Genomic DNA, 16,401 nt, shown 5'->3' with positions numbered 1-16,401 from the left:
TCTAACAGAACCAGAGACTTCGCCGTTGCGTGATTGAGAATATTCGCCGTCTCGTTCATCTCCACCATAAAAGTAGATTGACCCGTCGCCAAATCATCTACCGCACCGACACGAGTAAAAACGCGATCGCATATTCCCAAAGTCGCCGCCCTAGCTGGCACAAAACTACCAATTTGTGCCATCAACTGAATTAACCCCACCTGCCGCAAATAGCAACTCTTCCCACTCGCATTCGGACCCGTCAAAATAATTAAATCCGGTCTTTCTTCTACCCCCCTGATTCCCCCCGCAAGCGGGGTGAGGTTCTCCCTCTCCGCTTGCGGGGAGGGCTGGGGTGGGGTTAACTCCCCCCTCCCCAACCCAGTCGAATTCGGCACAAAAAACCCAGGTGGCAAAGACTGCTCAACCACCGGATGACGCCCATCACTAATCCGAATTTCCCGACCTTCCACCATCTGAGGGCAGCAATAACCCTGATAAACCGCCACCTCAGCCAAACCACACAACACATCAGCCGCCGCCACCGCACGAGAAATCGTGCGAATTTGTTCAGCGTATTGCCCCACCTCTTCTCTTAAAGAAGTAAAAATCTCATATTCCAGGCGATTTAAGTCATCCCGCGCCGTTAAAATCCGCGCTTCTCTCTCCTTCAACTCCGGAGTAATATAGCGTTCCTCATTCGTCAGCGTTTGCTTGCGGATGTAGTTATCCGGAACTTGGTCGGCTTTGGTGCGAGAAATGCTGATGTAGTAGCCAAATGTTTTATTAAAGCCCACCTTCAGCGTCGAAATTCCGGTTCGCGCCTTCTCCGTCACCTCCAAATTGGCAACCCATTGCTGATCCTCTTGGGCGAGACTTCGCATTTCATCCAACTGGACATTCACACTGGGGCGAATCAAACCGCCTTCCTTGATATGGATGGGAGGCGCGTCTACCAAATGGGCACTGAGTCGCTTTGCCAATTGTTCCAATTCCGGCGGCACCTTCTGCAAAGCTCTCATAAAGGGAGAGTGAGCATCCGCCACCAGTTCCGCTAATTCCGGTAATTTTGCTAAAGAATCCGCTAAAGCAACTAAATCCTTCGCATTCGCCGTGCCGGAACCAGCGCGACCCGTTAGCCGTTCTAAATCGTAAATTTGCCGCAACAGTTGGCGCAAATCTTGCCGCAGAAAGCTATTTTCGACTAATTCGTGAATCGTATCTTGCCGTGCTGCAATGCCTTTGATATCCAGTAGCGGTTGCAGCAACCACCGCCGCAAGGCACGTCCCCCCATCGCCGTGCTAGTTCTATCCAACGCCCAAAGCAGGGAACCGTGAAAGGTGCCATCTCGCACAGTTTGCGTAATTTCTAGATTGCGGCGGGTTTGGTGGTCGAGAATTAGATAATCGCTGAGGGTGTAGGTGCGGAGGAACTGGAGAGGAACGAGGTTTTCTTTCTGGGTGTCTTCCAAATATTCCAGCAAACCACCCGCAGCGCGGACAGCAAGAGGGAGGTGTTCGCAACCGAGTCCTTCCAGACTTCGCACTTTAAACCGCTGCAACAGTCGATGTCTCGATTCGCCAGCCGTAAAAGGAGTTTGCGATCGCAATGCATAACAAAAAGATGGCGGTAAACAACTCGGCAAATGCTCGGAAGTCTCCCCCGGTCGCAGCAAACTGCCCAAATCTGGCGCATTCGTCGGCACCAAAACTTCAGAAGGCTGCAAACGCATCAATTCTTGCGTCAAATGCTCTAATTCGCTCGATTGAGTCGTCAGAAATTCCCCAGTAGAAATATCTGCATAAGCTAAACCCCAGTGATTCCCGGCAATCACCACCGCCGCCAGGTAATTATTGCGACGCGCATTCAGCATCCCTTCTTCCAGCAACGTACCGGGGGTGAGAATCCGCGTCACTTCCCGCTTCACCAGCTTTCCAGGGTCAGTATCGGCAGAGTCTTCTACTTGGTCGCAGATTACAACTGCATACCCCTTCTCCACCAGCTGAGTTGTGTAGCGTTCCCAAGCATGGTGCGGCACTCCCGTCATCGGCACCCGACCAATTTCTCCCGCTTGCTTGCTGGTGAGGACAAGTTCTAATTCTCTCGATACAGCGATCGCATCTTGAAAAAAGGTTTCAAAGAAGTCTCCCACCCGGTACAGCAGCAGCGCATGAGGATACTTATCCTTCACTTCTACGTAATGGTGGTACATCTTACTCAGCTTGCTGCGATCCACCAGTCGTGAGTCAGCGTTACGGATTTTGGGTTCGGTCGGGGTAGATGCCGAGTCAGGAACGTTCATGGAAAGTCAGTGCTACGCCGTGGTCTTTAATGACTTTACCGCACGTATCTCTTGCGGTTGTTTGCAGTTTGTTAACCTGAAATCTTGTACTGAACGTCTTCACCCGCCAGGGGATGTAGAGGCGCAATTAATCGTGTCTCCACAAAAGGAAGTTTGCGAGATGCTAAAAATCGTTCCTACTGATGCGTAATTTCGCGAAATTCCTTCAAAAAGCGTCGAAATACAGGATGATTTGCCGAATCATATTCATAAGGATGAATACTTGCTAATGGCTTCAACTCCATCATCGTCGCAGCCAGGAAAGCACCCTCAAAATTCCCTAATTCCTCTGGTCGCACATCCCGTTCAACCACTTCAATTCCTAATTCCCCTGCAATATCAAGCAGTGTGGCGCGGGTGATCCCAGGGAAAATATTCGGAGTCAGTGCAGGCGTAATTACTCTATCCTCTTGCAGAAGAAAAAGATTAGCCACTGCCGCTTCAGTAATTCTGCCTTGTTGGTCAAGCAAAATCGCATCATTAAATCCAGCTACTTCAGCAGCACGACGAGCTAAATAACTGTTTACATAAGTTCCACAGAGTTTCCACGCTACTGGAATTGCGTTACCAGAAACCCGTTCATAAGGGGATATGTGGCAAGTCAGAGATTTATCAACATCGCGTGGAATCGTCACTGCCAAGATGGTCACATCGACCGGCATTGTATCGTTAAAGTTCAGTTGAGGCACCGAGCGATAAACAATCGGTCGAATATAGTAATTGGTTGCCGGAACAGCCTCTAAAAGTGCCAAAGTACCTGCTTTCAGGTCTTCATTCGACCAAGAAAACCCCAATCCTATGTGTGTAGAACCATTGCGAAGGCGGTCTAGATGTGCATCAAAGCGATGAACGTAATAGCGATCGCGATTCCAATAAGCCATGATCCCATCAAAAACGCCGATCCCTAAATGCAGAGAATGGCTAGCAATAGAAGGCGCAGCATTTTCCCGTTCAACTAACTTTCCGTTGTGCCAAACTATCGGCGTTGTTTCAAGAAACATTTATTAGTCTTGCCTTCTCAAGCGTCATTTTTACCAATTAAAACAGTCATCAACTCCCGGCATCACTCGCTAAGCTCTTAGACGCTATGACGGGCGAAACATTTAAGGGTGTAGAGTCAGATTCAATCTCCTCTATCTCGTTCCATTTTCCGTCGCGCAAGCTATCTGCGGTACTTTTAATGAAACTCGCTAAAGGTACGGCAATTAATAACCCCAATAGCCCTCCCAGCTTTGCTCCTATCAACAGCGAAAGCAAAATCCAAACAGGATTTAAGCCAGTAAAACCACCTAAAATACGAGGCGCGATGAAATTAGCATTGATTTGATCGATAGCGGCGGCTACAGCTAACACTTCCACCCCTAGCCAAAAATTTTGTAATGCTACTAGCAGACTAACAATGCTGATACCGATTCCGGCACCAAAGGGAAAAAGAGCCAAAAAACCAATTGCAATTCCAAACAATAATCCTAACGGCACTCGCAAAGCCAGAAATGCCAGCGTGATCACACATCCGCTCCAAGCAGCGAACGTCGCCTGACCGATAAAATAATTATGGAAATCTTCGCGGAGAGCTTGCCTTACTTGGGAACTAAAGCTAGCCGGAAACCACTTAAAAATTCCGTCCCAGAGACGATCTCCATTTAATATTAGATAGAAAGTTAGAACCACTGTTAGCAGAACATTGACAGCAGTGCCAATCGTATCAAAGGCAAAATTAAGAATTCTACCCGTTACGTTTTGAAGTTGACTGGATAATCGGTCTGTTAGTTGAGTAACGATTCCGCCTAAATTAATCGGAAGTTGCTGAGTTTCAGCCCAAATTTGAAAAGCTTGGAGTTGTTGCCTACCCGAATCAATCCAACTAGGCAAGATATTAGCCAGTTCGTTGAGCTGTTGCCAAATGATTGGAACTAAGGTAAGTCCCAAACCCACCAAAATTAGCAACGCCACTAGGGAAACAGCGACGACCGCATTGTTCCGTTTAACTCCTTGTTGCTGTAAAAAACGGATAGGGTAATCTAATACAAAAGCCAGCAGGAGTGCGGCAACAAAAACGCTAACTAGAGGTTGAAAATATTGCAACACGAGTAGCAATAGCCAACCATTGAGAACGGCGAGGGGAAATGCCAATCCTAAAACGACCCATCGCGGTAATTTGTTTGCTGATTGCATCATGTTGAGGTTTTGAAATCGGGATTCATAACAATTAAAAAGTTATGCCTCTGGCTACGCAGTCAATTGAGGAAACTTGTCCATAAAATCTAGTAAAATTTTTTGGTGAGGAGTGCCTAACGGTCGTACTTGCCCAGCTTTTTCAGAGTAACCCTCGCCGCGTTGAATTTCTTCAGGCGTTAATAAATCCATATCCCAACCTTCTCCTAGCACTAGCTGGTTAAGTTCCACGGGAAGCGGTGCCTGATAGACATAGCGAAGAACGTAGGTATCGGGATAATAGCCAAATAATGATAACGCGGGCGGTGTATAGCCGATTTCCTCCAGCAGTTCCCGCTTGATGGCTTCTTCTGGGGTTTCTCCTGGTTCGAGGTGCCCGCCAAAAAATGCCCAGTGTCCGGGGTAGAGAATACCGGGGATGTTGTCGCGCAGCTGGAGGAGAAATTTGCCCTGGCGATACAGGATGGCGATCGCTACCTCAACAATTGGTTTATTGTTCATAGCTTCCTTCCGGTAGTAAAGGCACTCCCTTTTTCGCTGGCTTCCGCTCTAGCTGTTCCTGCTGCTGAAGAAAAACTTCTCCTAAATCTTTCCCTGCGAAGGGAATGCTTTGATACTGTACTTTCCCCTTGATTAAAACTTCATCTCCTCTATCGGGGAGATTCTGGCTGGTGAAAACCCATATTTTTCCCGTCGCATCTCGCAACTCATAAGCGCCGCTTCCCACAAAAGGCGCTTGAGATGCTACCTTGCCTTCCAAATAAACCGTTGGGTTGCCCTCATAACTCTGTTGAAGATCGCTGATACTGGTGATCGGGACACTGCGGTTGTTAAACAGACCCAATCCAGACTGAGCCACATGACCGCAGCCGAACAACCCACCCAAAAGTAGTGTGGTGGTGCTGAATTGCAATACCCGGATTTTGACTGACCTCATATCTTGCATCGGGGAAATCTCAAGTTTCTCACTATTTCGGTATTAATACTTATCCCTATCCAGATGGCTCTGACTGGTACAAATATAGTGAATCTTCCAAAGATTTACAGTCGGGCAGGACTGCCTCAAATAAGATTAAATGCAAAGAAGGCGAAGGAAATCGCCCTGTGATGCAGCTACAAGGCAAACGGAAAAACGCGATCGCGTTACTTTTCTCTCATTATCCTTTGGCAGTAAGGGTGGGAAATCTGCGAAACTATCCTATGACAGATGCGCTCTGTTTCATCCCCAAAGAACGAATTCCTGCCCATATTCCTGACACCACAATGGACGAATCAATCGCCCAACTATTAGACGGTAAAGCCCTCGCTGAACGAATTTACGGACAGCTACAAGAGCAAATTCAGCAAATACAAGCCAATGCGGGACGCCCGCCGGGACTCGCAGTGCTGATGGTTGGCGATAATCCAGCCAGCGCTGCTTACGTGCGGAATAAAGAACGCGCCTGTGCCAAAGTCGGGATCGCCTCCTATGGTTCCCATTTCCCGACGGAAACGACCGCTTCAGAACTAGAGCAAGTCATTCAAAACCTGAATCAAGACGAGCGAGTTGATGGAATTCTCGTTCAGCTGCCCCTACCTAGCCACTTAGACGCTGTTTCCCTACTACATCAAATCGATCCAGATAAAGACGCCGATGGACTGCACCCCCTGAACTTGGGGCGGCTGGTACGTTCTGAAGCTGGTTTACGCAGCTGCACGCCAGCCGGAGTCATGCGCCTGTTGCAGGAATACCAGATTGATGTAAAGGGGAAACAGGCAGTGGTGGTGGGGCGCAGTATCCTTGTGGGCAAGCCGTTGGCTTTGATGCTCTTAGACGCAGATGCCACCGTTACGATTGCCCACTCGCGATCGCACGATCTCCCAGCCATTACCCGCAACGCTGATATTCTGCTGGCAGCCGTGGGTCGTCCAGCGCTGATTACCGCCGAGATGGTCAAACCTGGTGCGGTCGTCATCGATGTCGGCATCAATCGCGTCACCGACGACGCTGGGAACTCCCGTTTAGTGGGAGATGTCCACTTTGATTCCGTCGAAAAGGTCGCAAAGTTTATCACCCCAGTTCCCGGCGGGGTTGGCGCGATGACCGTCGCCATGCTGCTGCAAAATACAGTCTGGAGCTACAGCCAGCGCTATCTCTAGTTTTGATTGAATGAAGACGGTTTGAGGCGTGAGGATTCTGGACGAATTCCATCACTTAACACCGATCGCTCATAATTCGTAACTTTTTGTGACCCAAAGCCCCGTAAAATTGTTACGGAAACGACTGTGCTACAAGGAATCACGGGATGTTAGCGACAGATGACCTTCATGCTCCCAAAGGTGAATCAGCGACCTTTGACCTTTCAACCTACCTGACTCAACAACAGGCTCTGGTAGAAGCAGCTCTGGATAGTTCCCTCCCAGTCACATACCCAGAGAAAATTTATGAGGCGATGCGCTACTCGCTTTTGGCTGGAGGCAAGCGCCTGCGTCCGATTCTTTGCCTTGCCAGCTGCGAACTGGCTGGAGGCACCCTAGAAATGGCGATGCCCACTGCTTGCGCCTTGGAGATGGTTCATACCATGTCCTTGATTCACGATGACTTACCGGCGATGGATAACGACGACTACCGGCGGGGCAAATTGACCAACCATAAGGTTTATGGTGAAGATATTGCCATTCTGGCGGGGGATGGTCTACTGACATACGCCTTTGAGTTCATTGCCTCAAATACCCAGAATGTACCGGCAGCGCGAGTGTTGCAGGTGATTGCTCAGTTAGCCAAAGCGGTTGGTGCTGCGGGATTGGTGGGCGGTCAAGTCGTTGACTTGGAATCTGAAGGAAAACCGGATATTCAGGAAGAAACGCTCACTTTCATTCATACCCACAAAACAGGGGCGCTCCTAGAAGCTTGTGTGGTCTGCGGCGCGATTTTAGCGGGAGCAGAAATGGAAACCTTGCAACGGATGTCTCGCTACGCCCAAAATATTGGGTTGGCGTTTCAGATTGTGGATGACATTTTGGATATCACGGCGACTCAGGAGGAGTTGGGGAAAACTGCTGGGAAGGACATTCAAGCCCAAAAGGCAACTTACCCGCGACTTTGGGGACTTGAGGAATCAAAAGTTAAGGCTCAGCAACTGATTGACGCCGCCAAAGGAGAATTGGCAACCTTTGGAGAAAAAGCCAATCCCCTGATTGCGATCGCAGATTTCATTACTACTCGCACTCACTAGAAAATACGCCCCTCACTCCTAAACGCTCCTACTTGCAATGCTGCTCGCTTTTACCCAACGCAAAACAAAATGCAGGAATTTGCCCACATCCTAGAAAACCATGTGCTACTGGTTGCGACCGTAGCTTGTTTAATCGCTCAAGCATCCAAGCTGATCATCGACTTAGCCCAACATGGCAAGGTGAATGTGCGCGTCTTAGTCACCACTGGCGGGATGCCAAGCGCTCATTCAGCATTGGTAACAGCGCTGGCAACCGGCATTGGACAAACGGTGGGATGGGACAGTATTGAATTTGCGCTTGCCACCATTTTTGCCGTTATCGTCATGTACGATGCGGCTGGCGTCCGTCAGGCTGCGGGTAAGCAAGCTCGCATCCTGAACCAAATTATCGATGAGCTATTTCAAGAACATCACAAGTTTAACGAAGACCGTCTCAAGGAGTTACTGGGACATACGCCGTTTCAGGTGATTGTGGGTTCAGCACTCGGCATCGCTGTCTCCTGCTTAGCAGGGCCAGCGTATTAGCGATTGGTCATTAGTGATTAGCGAGTGACCAGGACTAATGACCGATCGCTACCATTGGCTATCTACTCACCACTGATGACCTGAGCAGTGTCACTCGGCGGCTATCGACTAGCATTACCAAAAAACCGCGATCGCTCAATCTTCTTAAAGCCGAATTTGCCTCATTTGAATTGGTTGTGTAAACCGCCAGTAAATAAGGACGTTGGACATAGGAAACCAAGCCAACATCGCGACCCAACATCTGCCGTACTTGAGCCGCTACTTCCGGTTTGCTTGAATAATCCACCAACACCGCATAACCAGCACCGAGTGCCTGTGGTTTATAGGTGGGTGCATTTGGATTTGCCGGTGCCTCTGGAGGTCGGAGAACGAAAGCCGATAGCCCAACAATCTCATTCAGATAACGTGCCCAACCGTTGGCATCTTCCACGCTCCTGAAGCCACCAATCCGCGTCATCGTATCTTCAAGATATTTACAAGTTGACGTACTTGTGTTGTTAGGCAACGTTCGTTGGATTTGCTCTTGACTTTCCCTCGTTTGGCTTCCTACTAATACCAAATACTCGCCTTGGGGAGGCGGCTGGCAAGTGGGAGGCGACGATTGAGCAGACGCAACTGCACCCGGCAAAAGAAAAAAGGCAAAAGGCAAAAGAAAGATTTTTTTCATGTTTTCAGTTTTTCCTTTTTGCTTTTTTCCTTAATTTTTAACTGTTTACTTTTGCCTTCTCAGGAAACGGATGCGAGGGAAGCAAGTGGATTAGGGATACTTTGGGAAGGTGCCTGAAATTCCCCGCTCAGCACAAACTCTAACCGCAGCTTTAACCAGGTAATAAATTGGGAATTCGTAGAAATGACTGCCACAGCAGGTTGAGGGCACTGAGCCTTAATTGCTGCCATTTCCGGTGCCTCTAAAAATGCCGGTTGCTTGACTAGCCAAAAATCAATTTCTTTTTCTTGTTCGTGGTAGTTACGGGTACGCTCTTTGAGGACTTCATCCAAGGGTTCTTCTTCAAGTAAAAAGCGTTGGCTAGCCAGAACGTAGTAGTAATTTTGCATCTTAATAGGTTGTTAATGGGTAATGGGTTGTTAGCAATCGGTGATGAGTCATTAGCGAGTGACTGAAGACTCATCACTCATGACACTTCAGTTGTTACCAATGACCGAACATTGCTTGTTTCATCTCTCGAACGGCTCGTTCTATTCCGACAAGAGCTGCTCGACTAATAATGGTATGACCAATATTGAGTTCTTCCATCCCTTCAAGGCAAGCAACAGGGTAAACGTTCCAGTAGGTAAGACCGTGACCGGCGTTGATCCGGATGCCAGCAGCACGCGCTTGCTCGCATCCTTTGGCTAACACGGCTAATTCCTTCTCTCGACTGGTTTCATCTGCTGCTTCGGCATAGCAACCCGTGTGCAGTTCAATGAACTTCGCCTTAATAATCGCAGCTGCCATAATCTGACCGGGATCGGCGTCGATGAACAAGCTGACGGGGATTCCGGCGTCTTGCAACTTTGTCACCATTTCCCCAATTCGGTCGATTTGACTGGAAACATCCAATCCGCCTTCTGTCGTCACTTCTTCGCGTTTTTCGGGCACGAGGGTGACGTAATCGGGTTTGATGTCAAGAGCGATCGCGACCATTTCTTCGGTGGGTGCCATCTCCAAATTTAAATGAGTCCGCACTGTCTGCCGCAGTAATCGCACATCTCGGTCTTGAATATGCCGCCGGTCTTCCCGCAGATGCACCGTGATCCCATCGGCACCGGCAAGTTCTGCCAGCACCGCTGCTGCCACCGGATCTGGTTCTACTGTCCGTCGTGCCTGCCGAATGGTGGCAATGTGATCGATATTGACGCCAAGTGTAGGCAACGGAACCTCTCCCAATGTTTTAGAGTCTTCCGCAATTGATTTTAACCTGAAACGCTGGAAGGCTATCTTTAAAAAGGAGTTAGGACTGAGGACTGAGGGCTGAGGAGTTAGGAGTTAAGACTGAGGACTGAGGGCTGAGGGCTGAGGAGTGAGTGAAAGACGGCTGAGGAGTTAGGAGTTTAGGATTGAGGGCTGAGGAGTGAGTGAAAGACGGCTGAGGAGTTAGGAGCTAGGCTGATCTGCTATCTATGTATCTATAGCAATAGTAATCCCATGTTAGTTGTGAGATACCAGTGGTTTAGATACCCGACTTTTTGGAGAAGTCGGGTATCTCGCCTTTACAAAGCATTTAGGACGGCTATATCAGCCGATTAGCTCAAAAAAGGCATCATCCAGCTCATAGCCCAGCATCTTAGCAAACGACTTCAGGCGAGAGGTACTGGGGATTCCCATCTGCTTCATCCATGGTGTCAGGACAAAGATTTTTTGCATCACAAAAATCTCTAGGGCTTCGGGATTGTACTCAATCCCTTCTGTCCGATTGAACTGGTGTGGCACGAGCATAGCAGTGTAGCGGGCGAGTTCACCGGATTTCCAATCCAGCAGAAAGGGCATCCAGGGATATTGGGCATCTAAGCGAATAAACCATAGACGGACTTCTGGGATTTCGGAGAGTTCTCGTGGATCTTCCGGTTCGCGGGGATAGTCAATCTCAAAACACAGTTGCTGTTCCGAGGATGCGATCGCTCCCTCTTGGAGCAACTTTTCGATCGCCGACTGCACCGGCGACAGATCCAGAGTTTGAATCAAGTCAGAATTGAGCGCGATTGCTGTCGTCATTGAACCATTGTTAAGGTGACACACTTTGAATGCCGACAATAGCGCTGGCTAGCGCTGGCTTCTCTCTACATTGTTGCAGCCTTGCTCCGTCACGTCAGTCCCGGCTCTAAATTAGTTGTCCCACGCTTTGTGTCGGGCTAGCGGCAATTCGCTTGATGTCTCTTGATAGCTTTTCCACCGTCATTTCCCTTTTTGACCAGGGTAGAAAGGAGCTTTAGCTGTAAGATGTCGTTAGCTTTTTGTTATCCCCGCTGTTATAACTGCGTTAACAGACATTTTGTTTGGCGATATTCTCTCAGCGCGATCGCACTTAATCTTACTTAATCGCACTTTAGTCTTATATTTTTTCAGCATCCATACGGCGTACAGGTTTGCAATCTTTACAATACAGGCAACTTGAGGCTTCGTTTCCAGGTTTTCCAGCATAGACGCGGATATGCTGCATTCAGCAAAAAATCTGAGGGATTCATCCATCTCCGAAATCCATCTCAATTTTCCTGTAGCAGCACTATGTCAGGAAGTAAGTATTTTCCACAAGGCTTTGTGAAGATTTGATAAAGATCGGGCATCTACTCCTGATACTTTGCGTGAAATTACGAGTTCTGATCGTTAAATGAAAACCAAAGAACAAGGAGAGGCAATGATCCCCCAAGAAATGCTCAAGCACCTTGTAGAACAAGTTGATTCTGTTAGTCCATCCAAAGGGATTCAAAAATCTGAGCAGACGGTGGATGAAGTAATCTTTGAATCTGACGTTGACGGAACCCACTATTATTTGGTGCGTTGTCGCCCCAAGTCAGAACGCGGGATTAGCCTCAGCCCCCAAGAACAGCGGATTGCCCGATTGGTCGCACAGGGTCTTCCCAACAAGTGTATTGGGAATCAGCTGGGCATTACCCATTGGACAGTTGCTACCTATTTACGCCGGATTTTTGGCAAGTTAGGTGTCACTTCTAGAACCGCCATGATCGCCCGGCTTCTAGAAGAAAATTTACTGCAACAATAGAATCAATTAATCGGCTGCACTCGATAGTGCTGTCCTAGAATATTGGGACGGTGGACATTCCGAGAATAGCTAGGTTAAAGTGGAAATGAGTTTGGATTAGCAGGCAAGCGTGTCAAAGTCTAAAGTATGCAAAAAGAAGCGGCAGCGGTTAAACCTATTCGCTCGTTAGAGGATGCCTTAAATCGGTGTCAAGCGCTGGGTATGCGCGTGAGCCGTCAACGCCGCTTCATTCTGGAATTGCTGTGGCAAGCGAAAGAACACCTGTCGGCGCGAGAAATTTATGACCGCTTGAACCACCAAGGTAAGGACATCGGTCATACATCCGTGTATCAAAATTTAGAAGCGCTATCGGTTCAAGGCATTATTGAGTGTATTGAGCGTGCGGATGGTCGTTTGTACGGCAATATCAGCGACGCTCACAGCCACGTAAACTGTCTGGATACCAATCAGATTTTGGATATTTATGTAGAACTGCCTGAAACCCTGCTTAAAGAAATTGAACAACAAACAGGGGTTCGGATTAGTGAATATTGCATTAACTTCTACGGGTACAAATTACCGGAATCTGGGTCTCAAGCGGAGAACGGGTAATCAGTAGACGGTAGAATCCACTTTTTAACACCGATTGCTGCTATATCAATAATTTTTTAAACCGTTTGTAGGGACGGAAAATTTTGCGTAACTACAGGCTGATTAAAATTTAGTGAAAAACGCTTGTAGCAGGCTGTCTAGTTTGATTAAGTGGGCTAACTGAGGGTGGGAAAACTGGAGATTAAATCGCTGCTCCAAATTTCCTTTACCTAACATTTACTAATAGACCCACTAGCGCTAGTAAGTGGGATTGGGCGTTAGCGAAACCTAACGAATACTTCATAGGGTTCTAGAGTTTTTAACACCCTCAACAGCTAGTTGCTTCGTTGAGGGTTTTCTACTAGCGCCGTCTCATCATCGTATTGGGAATCTACCTTCGGAGCTTCTTGGAATGCTAAGGGTTCCCCTAGGGTAGAAGAAGTTTCTGCAATCACCGTTTCATCGTCTTCGTCCTCCGTAGGTGCTTCTGGCAACATCGGTTCTCCTTCGGCACTTTCTATCAGAAACACTGTAGGTTCAGAATCTGCACTGCCTTTGTCCTGAGCGCTTCCAGCCTGTTTGAGACGGGGTAATCTTTGAATGTATGCCTGGAACTCTTCCAAGGAAAATAGGGCACCATTTTTCCTGGCAAAGTAGTGGTTCTGGTCATCTAACTGGGCTTGAAACAGACAAGCATGAGTGATGTTCGCTAACGTAAGATTAGTTCTTTGCAGGTTAGCGCCGGTTAAGTTTGCCCCTTCAAGCCTTGCTCCAGCAAGATTGGCTCCTGATAAGTCAGCACCGGAGAGATTCGCCCAAGACAAATTAGCTTGCTGGAGGTTGGCACCTGCTAAATTGGCTCCTGCTAGCTCAGCCGCTAACAGATTAGTTTGCCAGAGGTTAGCCTCTGCTAACAGAGCATGATTCAAACAGGCAGAGCGTAGCTGTAATTGACTGAGGCTGTGCCGCGCCCTCTGCCAAAAGGCGGTGGGAGATAGGACAACAGTGCGACCGATTAAAGTCAGCAGTGCTTCGGCGTCAAATTCAGATGGCAGGTCGGGGTTGCCGCAAGGCCAGAAAGAAATCTGCGTTGCCCGATGACCGAGATGTGCTTCGCGCATCTGCTTTGCGATCGCGCTGAGCAACAAGAAGACATTCAGCCCAACGGCGGCATCGATTTGCAAGATTTTTAAGGGGTTGTGCAACGCCTGCAACTGGGTATGACACTGGTGGGCGATTCCTTCATCTAGCCAGCGACCTCGACAGTAGGTGCGGTAAAACCGATAGAGGCGTTCAAACAAAACATTGAAGCTAAACTGAGCCGGGTTGCGCTCAAAAATCCGCCGCAGTCGCTCAATTACCATGTCTTCGATTTCAACTGACAATACGCCATAACCCAGTAATTGATAAAGATGCTGGGCTACATTAACCGGCGAGTGGATCGCAAAGGTGAATTCACCGTAGGTATCTTGGACTGGTAGGGTGAGGGCTTGCAGCTGAGTGGCAATTTCTTCAGCGCAGAGATATTCTCCCAGGTTGCGGTGAGAAAACTCGATCGCTGAGTGATGAGTGTGGAAGAAAAAGGCTGGCAGGGTGTCATCTGACGGCTGTAAGCGGGGGTTTATCGGTTTCTGTGACTCCGTCACCATTCTGGTAAAGGTCGCCTCTACAGCGGATTGGGGGGCTTGATGGCGACCTGTTTGCAGAATGGTCAGTGCCGCCACTTGCATCTGGTGGCGTAGGTCTTGGGGGCGTCGGTTTTGCAGGAGATGAGCGATCGCATCATTGCTGCGGTAAGCATGAGCCAGACCTTCCCGAATCACAAAAGGCATGGAACCGCTGCCAGCTTCGGGGTATGCCAAAAGCCAGCGGCAAATCCGGTCGTAAATTTCAAACTTCGCTTGGGGTAATGTCAGGTGAAAGATCGTGTCGTTGAGCAGTCCATCTCGATGCAAGATACCCAGTAGATAGAGCATCAAAGGCTTGCGGACGAGGGCGGCGAGTACGTTAGCAGCGCCTGGGGTGCCAACGGGACGAGTCGAAAAGCCGCCTCTTTCTTTGACAAAGGCGAAATATCCTTGAGCGATCGCTTTCGATTGCAGTTTCGACCACTGCTTGAACCACTCCCGGAACTCCTCGTGTTCCATTGGCTGAATTGCAATCCGCCGCCGCAAATCGTGAGGCAAAGGTATCAGAGTAGAGGCAAGATCGAAATATTCTCCTTCTCTTCCAGTTGTCCGGCTGGTCAGAATAATCTTGTGGCGGGGCGTGCCCTCAAAAGACGCCATTGCTTCCCCTTGAAACTGCATCAGCTGGTTCAGGAAGGCATGGTAATGACGCCCTGCGTGGCTTGAGCGGGGCAATTCATCCAAGCCATCCAGAATCAACAAGCAAGGAGGATGCATTGGTGAAAGCCAACCATCTGCATCTGTAAATCTGCCCCAAGGGAAGGCAGAGTTCAGGGTTTGCTCCAAAGTTTGCCCCAAGGTAGCGTCCTTGAGTCGGATAAACGCTGGCATCCATCTAGGGTAAAGCTCCTGAGCAACGGTCGATGCCAATATTTGGCAAAAACTGGTCTTGCCCGTGCCCGGAAGACTCTCGATCGCCGCAATGCTGCTCGTATCATTGAGTTGAGCCGTGACCCACTCCATTAAATCCACGGGTTTCGCAGGTACGGCGTTAGCGGCAAGCGGTGTCGTGGTCGGATCTGACTTGGGATTTTTCGTCTCTAACCGGGTGGAGCTTTCTTCGAGCAGCACTCCCTTCAAGGGGACGTATAAATCCTTTAGGGCAAAAGGTTCTGCCAGTAACGGTTCGCTCAAAGATTGTAGAAGGCTGGCTCGATAGCGTTCTCGTTCGAGGTTCAGCGAAAATTGTGGCGTGTTTAAGTCTGAGTTTTGATTTGGCTCAAAATTCAAAGTGGTGGAGAACCCAGAACGCTTCCGCTCCGGGTTTCCCGCACCAGGAGTATCCTGCCAAGTTGATAAATTCCCTAGCTGGACAAATTTCTGTAATTGTGCCAGCGGCAAGGCATTTTCAGCGATCGCGGCAAGTAAATATCCTGGGAGTCCGTGAACCAGGCGTTGGGCGATTAGCTTGGCTTCTGTTTCCTCGGCACCATTAGCGATCAACCAGGCAATGCCCGTACTATTCATCTGCTGCACGAGAAAGGAGTCGCCCACCATACTCAGCGCTTGTTCTGCCTGACTATCGGTGAGGCGTCCGGGACGCAAAGTTTTCAGTAAGGCTTGCAACTGGGGATCGGAAAGGGGCGCATCCCAGACCTGCCCGTACAAGTCTTCTGACTCGCCTGGGACGCCTGCACGAGACAACCACGGTCTTCTCAGTTGAGATTCTTGTTCTAAAATTCCTTGTAAGGCGTTCAGGTAAGCAACTTGGAAAGTTAGCCAGGTTCCTTCGTTGCGCTTCAGGGGCTTTTTTTGACTCAGGATACGCAGCAACCCCACACAAAGTTGGGAAGCTACGCCTGCCACTTCCCAAGCTGCTCTCAAAGGTAGTTCTAAGACTTCCGCTAAGACACTAATATCAAAAGGTGTCAGGCTCTTGAGTTCCATATCCCGGACAATGCGAAAGGCAATCCCGGCAATCTGAGTGCCTGGGTGCCTCAAGGTTGCCAGTTCAATGTTGCGTTCCGCCAGCCAATGCCGAATGCTAAGGCTCATCCCACCTCAATTCTAGGAAATAACTCAATATGCCACTTATTAGTCATGTTATCGGGAGTGTAGGCGGCTGGTGTGCCGACCAATCGTGATGAATGGGGTAGAAGCTGTTTTTCATCATCCCTAATTGAGTTGAATTTCAGGATAACTTATGTAAGAGCGAAGCACGGGTGCAAAAAATCAGCTCGATCTCTAA

16 protein-coding genes are annotated in these 16,401 nt (G+C 48.9%); 6 read left to right on the top strand and 10 right to left on the bottom strand.

Going from position 1 to position 16,401, the window contains the following annotated elements:
- A partial coding sequence (gene mutS, locus H6F50_RS12315) for a DNA mismatch repair protein MutS (RefSeq protein WP_190428924.1) occupies positions 1 to 2,282 on the bottom strand: 2,282 nt, incomplete at its 3' end.
- Between mutS and H6F50_RS12310 the strand changes: the two genes are divergently transcribed.
- Entirely contained in the window at positions 2,281 to 2,472 is a 192-nt protein-coding gene (locus H6F50_RS12310) for a hypothetical protein (protein WP_190428923.1), read from the top strand. The genes mutS and H6F50_RS12310 overlap by 2 nt on opposite strands.
- On the opposite strand, the gene H6F50_RS12305 is transcribed toward H6F50_RS12310, so the two are convergent.
- From H6F50_RS12305 to H6F50_RS12290, 4 genes are read right to left on the bottom strand one after another with little or no spacing between them, the layout of a single operon-like run.
- The gene (locus H6F50_RS12305) at positions 2,459 to 3,322 is read right to left on the bottom strand and encodes an aminotransferase class IV (RefSeq protein ID WP_190428922.1); all 864 of its coding nucleotides are present in this window, start codon (positions 3,320 to 3,322) and stop codon (positions 2,459 to 2,461) included. The two genes, H6F50_RS12310 and H6F50_RS12305, sit on opposite strands and share 14 nt — an antisense overlap.
- Before the next feature lie 49 nt (positions 3,323 to 3,371).
- Complete coding sequence (locus H6F50_RS12300; RefSeq protein WP_190428928.1) at positions 3,372 to 4,496, bottom strand: AI-2E family transporter; 1,125 nt, start codon at positions 4,494 to 4,496, stop codon at positions 3,372 to 3,374.
- Positions 4,497 to 4,550: 54 nt separating this feature from the next.
- Positions 4,551 to 4,997, bottom strand: coding sequence for an NUDIX hydrolase (locus H6F50_RS12295; protein WP_190428921.1), 447 nt, complete (start codon positions 4,995 to 4,997; stop codon positions 4,551 to 4,553).
- On the bottom strand, positions 4,987 to 5,442 hold the full coding sequence (locus tag H6F50_RS12290) for a hypothetical protein (protein ID WP_242028997.1): 456 nt from the start codon (positions 5,440 to 5,442) through the stop codon (positions 4,987 to 4,989). Before H6F50_RS12290 ends, H6F50_RS12295 begins: the two co-directional genes overlap by 11 nt.
- Positions 5,443 to 5,759: 317 nt before the next feature.
- Here H6F50_RS12290 and folD point away from each other — a divergent pair, with 317 nt between their 5' ends.
- The 3 genes from folD to H6F50_RS12275 all read left to right on the top strand — a co-directional run bounded on the left by folD (position 5,760) and on the right by H6F50_RS12275 (position 8,236).
- Positions 5,760 to 6,635, top strand: coding sequence for a bifunctional methylenetetrahydrofolate dehydrogenase/methenyltetrahydrofolate cyclohydrolase FolD (gene folD, locus H6F50_RS12285; RefSeq protein WP_190428926.1), 876 nt, complete (start codon positions 5,760 to 5,762; stop codon positions 6,633 to 6,635).
- A gap of 146 nt (positions 6,636 to 6,781) precedes the next feature.
- The gene (gene crtE / locus H6F50_RS12280) at positions 6,782 to 7,711 is read left to right on the top strand and encodes a geranylgeranyl diphosphate synthase CrtE (RefSeq protein WP_190411371.1); all 930 of its coding nucleotides are present in this window, start codon (positions 6,782 to 6,784) and stop codon (positions 7,709 to 7,711) included.
- A gap of 69 nt (positions 7,712 to 7,780) precedes the next feature.
- Complete coding sequence (locus H6F50_RS12275) at positions 7,781 to 8,236, top strand: divergent PAP2 family protein (RefSeq protein ID WP_190428920.1); 456 nt, start codon at positions 7,781 to 7,783, stop codon at positions 8,234 to 8,236.
- A gap of 58 nt (positions 8,237 to 8,294) precedes the next feature.
- Here the strand turns inward: H6F50_RS12275 and H6F50_RS12270 are convergent, their stop codons facing one another.
- The 4 genes from H6F50_RS12270 to H6F50_RS12255 form a co-directional block, all read right to left on the bottom strand.
- Entirely contained in the window at positions 8,295 to 8,903 is a 609-nt protein-coding gene (locus tag H6F50_RS12270) for a hypothetical protein (RefSeq protein WP_190428919.1), read from the bottom strand.
- A 59-nt stretch (positions 8,904 to 8,962) separates the two neighbouring features.
- Positions 8,963 to 9,292: an MgPME-cyclase complex family protein gene (locus H6F50_RS12265; RefSeq protein ID WP_190428918.1), complete on the bottom strand. Its 330-nt coding sequence runs from the start codon at positions 9,290 to 9,292 to the stop codon at positions 8,963 to 8,965.
- 94 nt (positions 9,293 to 9,386) lie between these two features.
- Complete coding sequence (locus tag H6F50_RS12260; protein WP_190428917.1) at positions 9,387 to 10,109, bottom strand: pyridoxine 5'-phosphate synthase; 723 nt, start codon at positions 10,107 to 10,109, stop codon at positions 9,387 to 9,389.
- A 363-nt stretch (positions 10,110 to 10,472) separates the two neighbouring features.
- Positions 10,473 to 10,949, bottom strand: a complete 477-nt coding sequence (locus H6F50_RS12255; RefSeq protein ID WP_190428916.1) for a CRR6 family NdhI maturation factor — start codon at positions 10,947 to 10,949, stop codon at positions 10,473 to 10,475.
- A 613-nt stretch (positions 10,950 to 11,562) separates the two neighbouring features.
- Between H6F50_RS12255 and H6F50_RS12250 the strand changes: the two genes are divergently transcribed.
- On the top strand, positions 11,563 to 11,955 hold the full coding sequence (locus H6F50_RS12250; RefSeq protein ID WP_242028996.1) for a helix-turn-helix transcriptional regulator: 393 nt from the start codon (positions 11,563 to 11,565) through the stop codon (positions 11,953 to 11,955).
- A gap of 126 nt (positions 11,956 to 12,081) precedes the next feature.
- Positions 12,082 to 12,546 carry a Fur family transcriptional regulator gene (locus H6F50_RS12245; RefSeq protein WP_190428915.1) on the top strand — a complete coding sequence of 155 codons (465 nt, stop codon included), beginning with the start codon at positions 12,082 to 12,084 and terminating at the stop codon, positions 12,544 to 12,546.
- A 314-nt stretch (positions 12,547 to 12,860) separates the two neighbouring features.
- Here H6F50_RS12245 and H6F50_RS12240 read toward each other — a convergent pair whose 3' ends face one another.
- Positions 12,861 to 16,208, bottom strand: a complete 3,348-nt coding sequence (locus H6F50_RS12240) for a pentapeptide repeat-containing protein (RefSeq protein WP_190428914.1) — start codon at positions 16,206 to 16,208, stop codon at positions 12,861 to 12,863.
- Positions 16,209 to 16,401: the final 193 nt, after the last annotated feature.

Source organism: Coleofasciculus sp. FACHB-712 (assembly GCF_014695635.1).
Taxonomy (GTDB): Bacteria; Cyanobacteriota; Cyanobacteriia; order Cyanobacteriales; family FACHB-T130; genus FACHB-T130.
The sequence above is the reverse complement of the archived record's forward strand: the minus strand, read 5'-3'. Positions and strand labels throughout refer to the sequence as shown.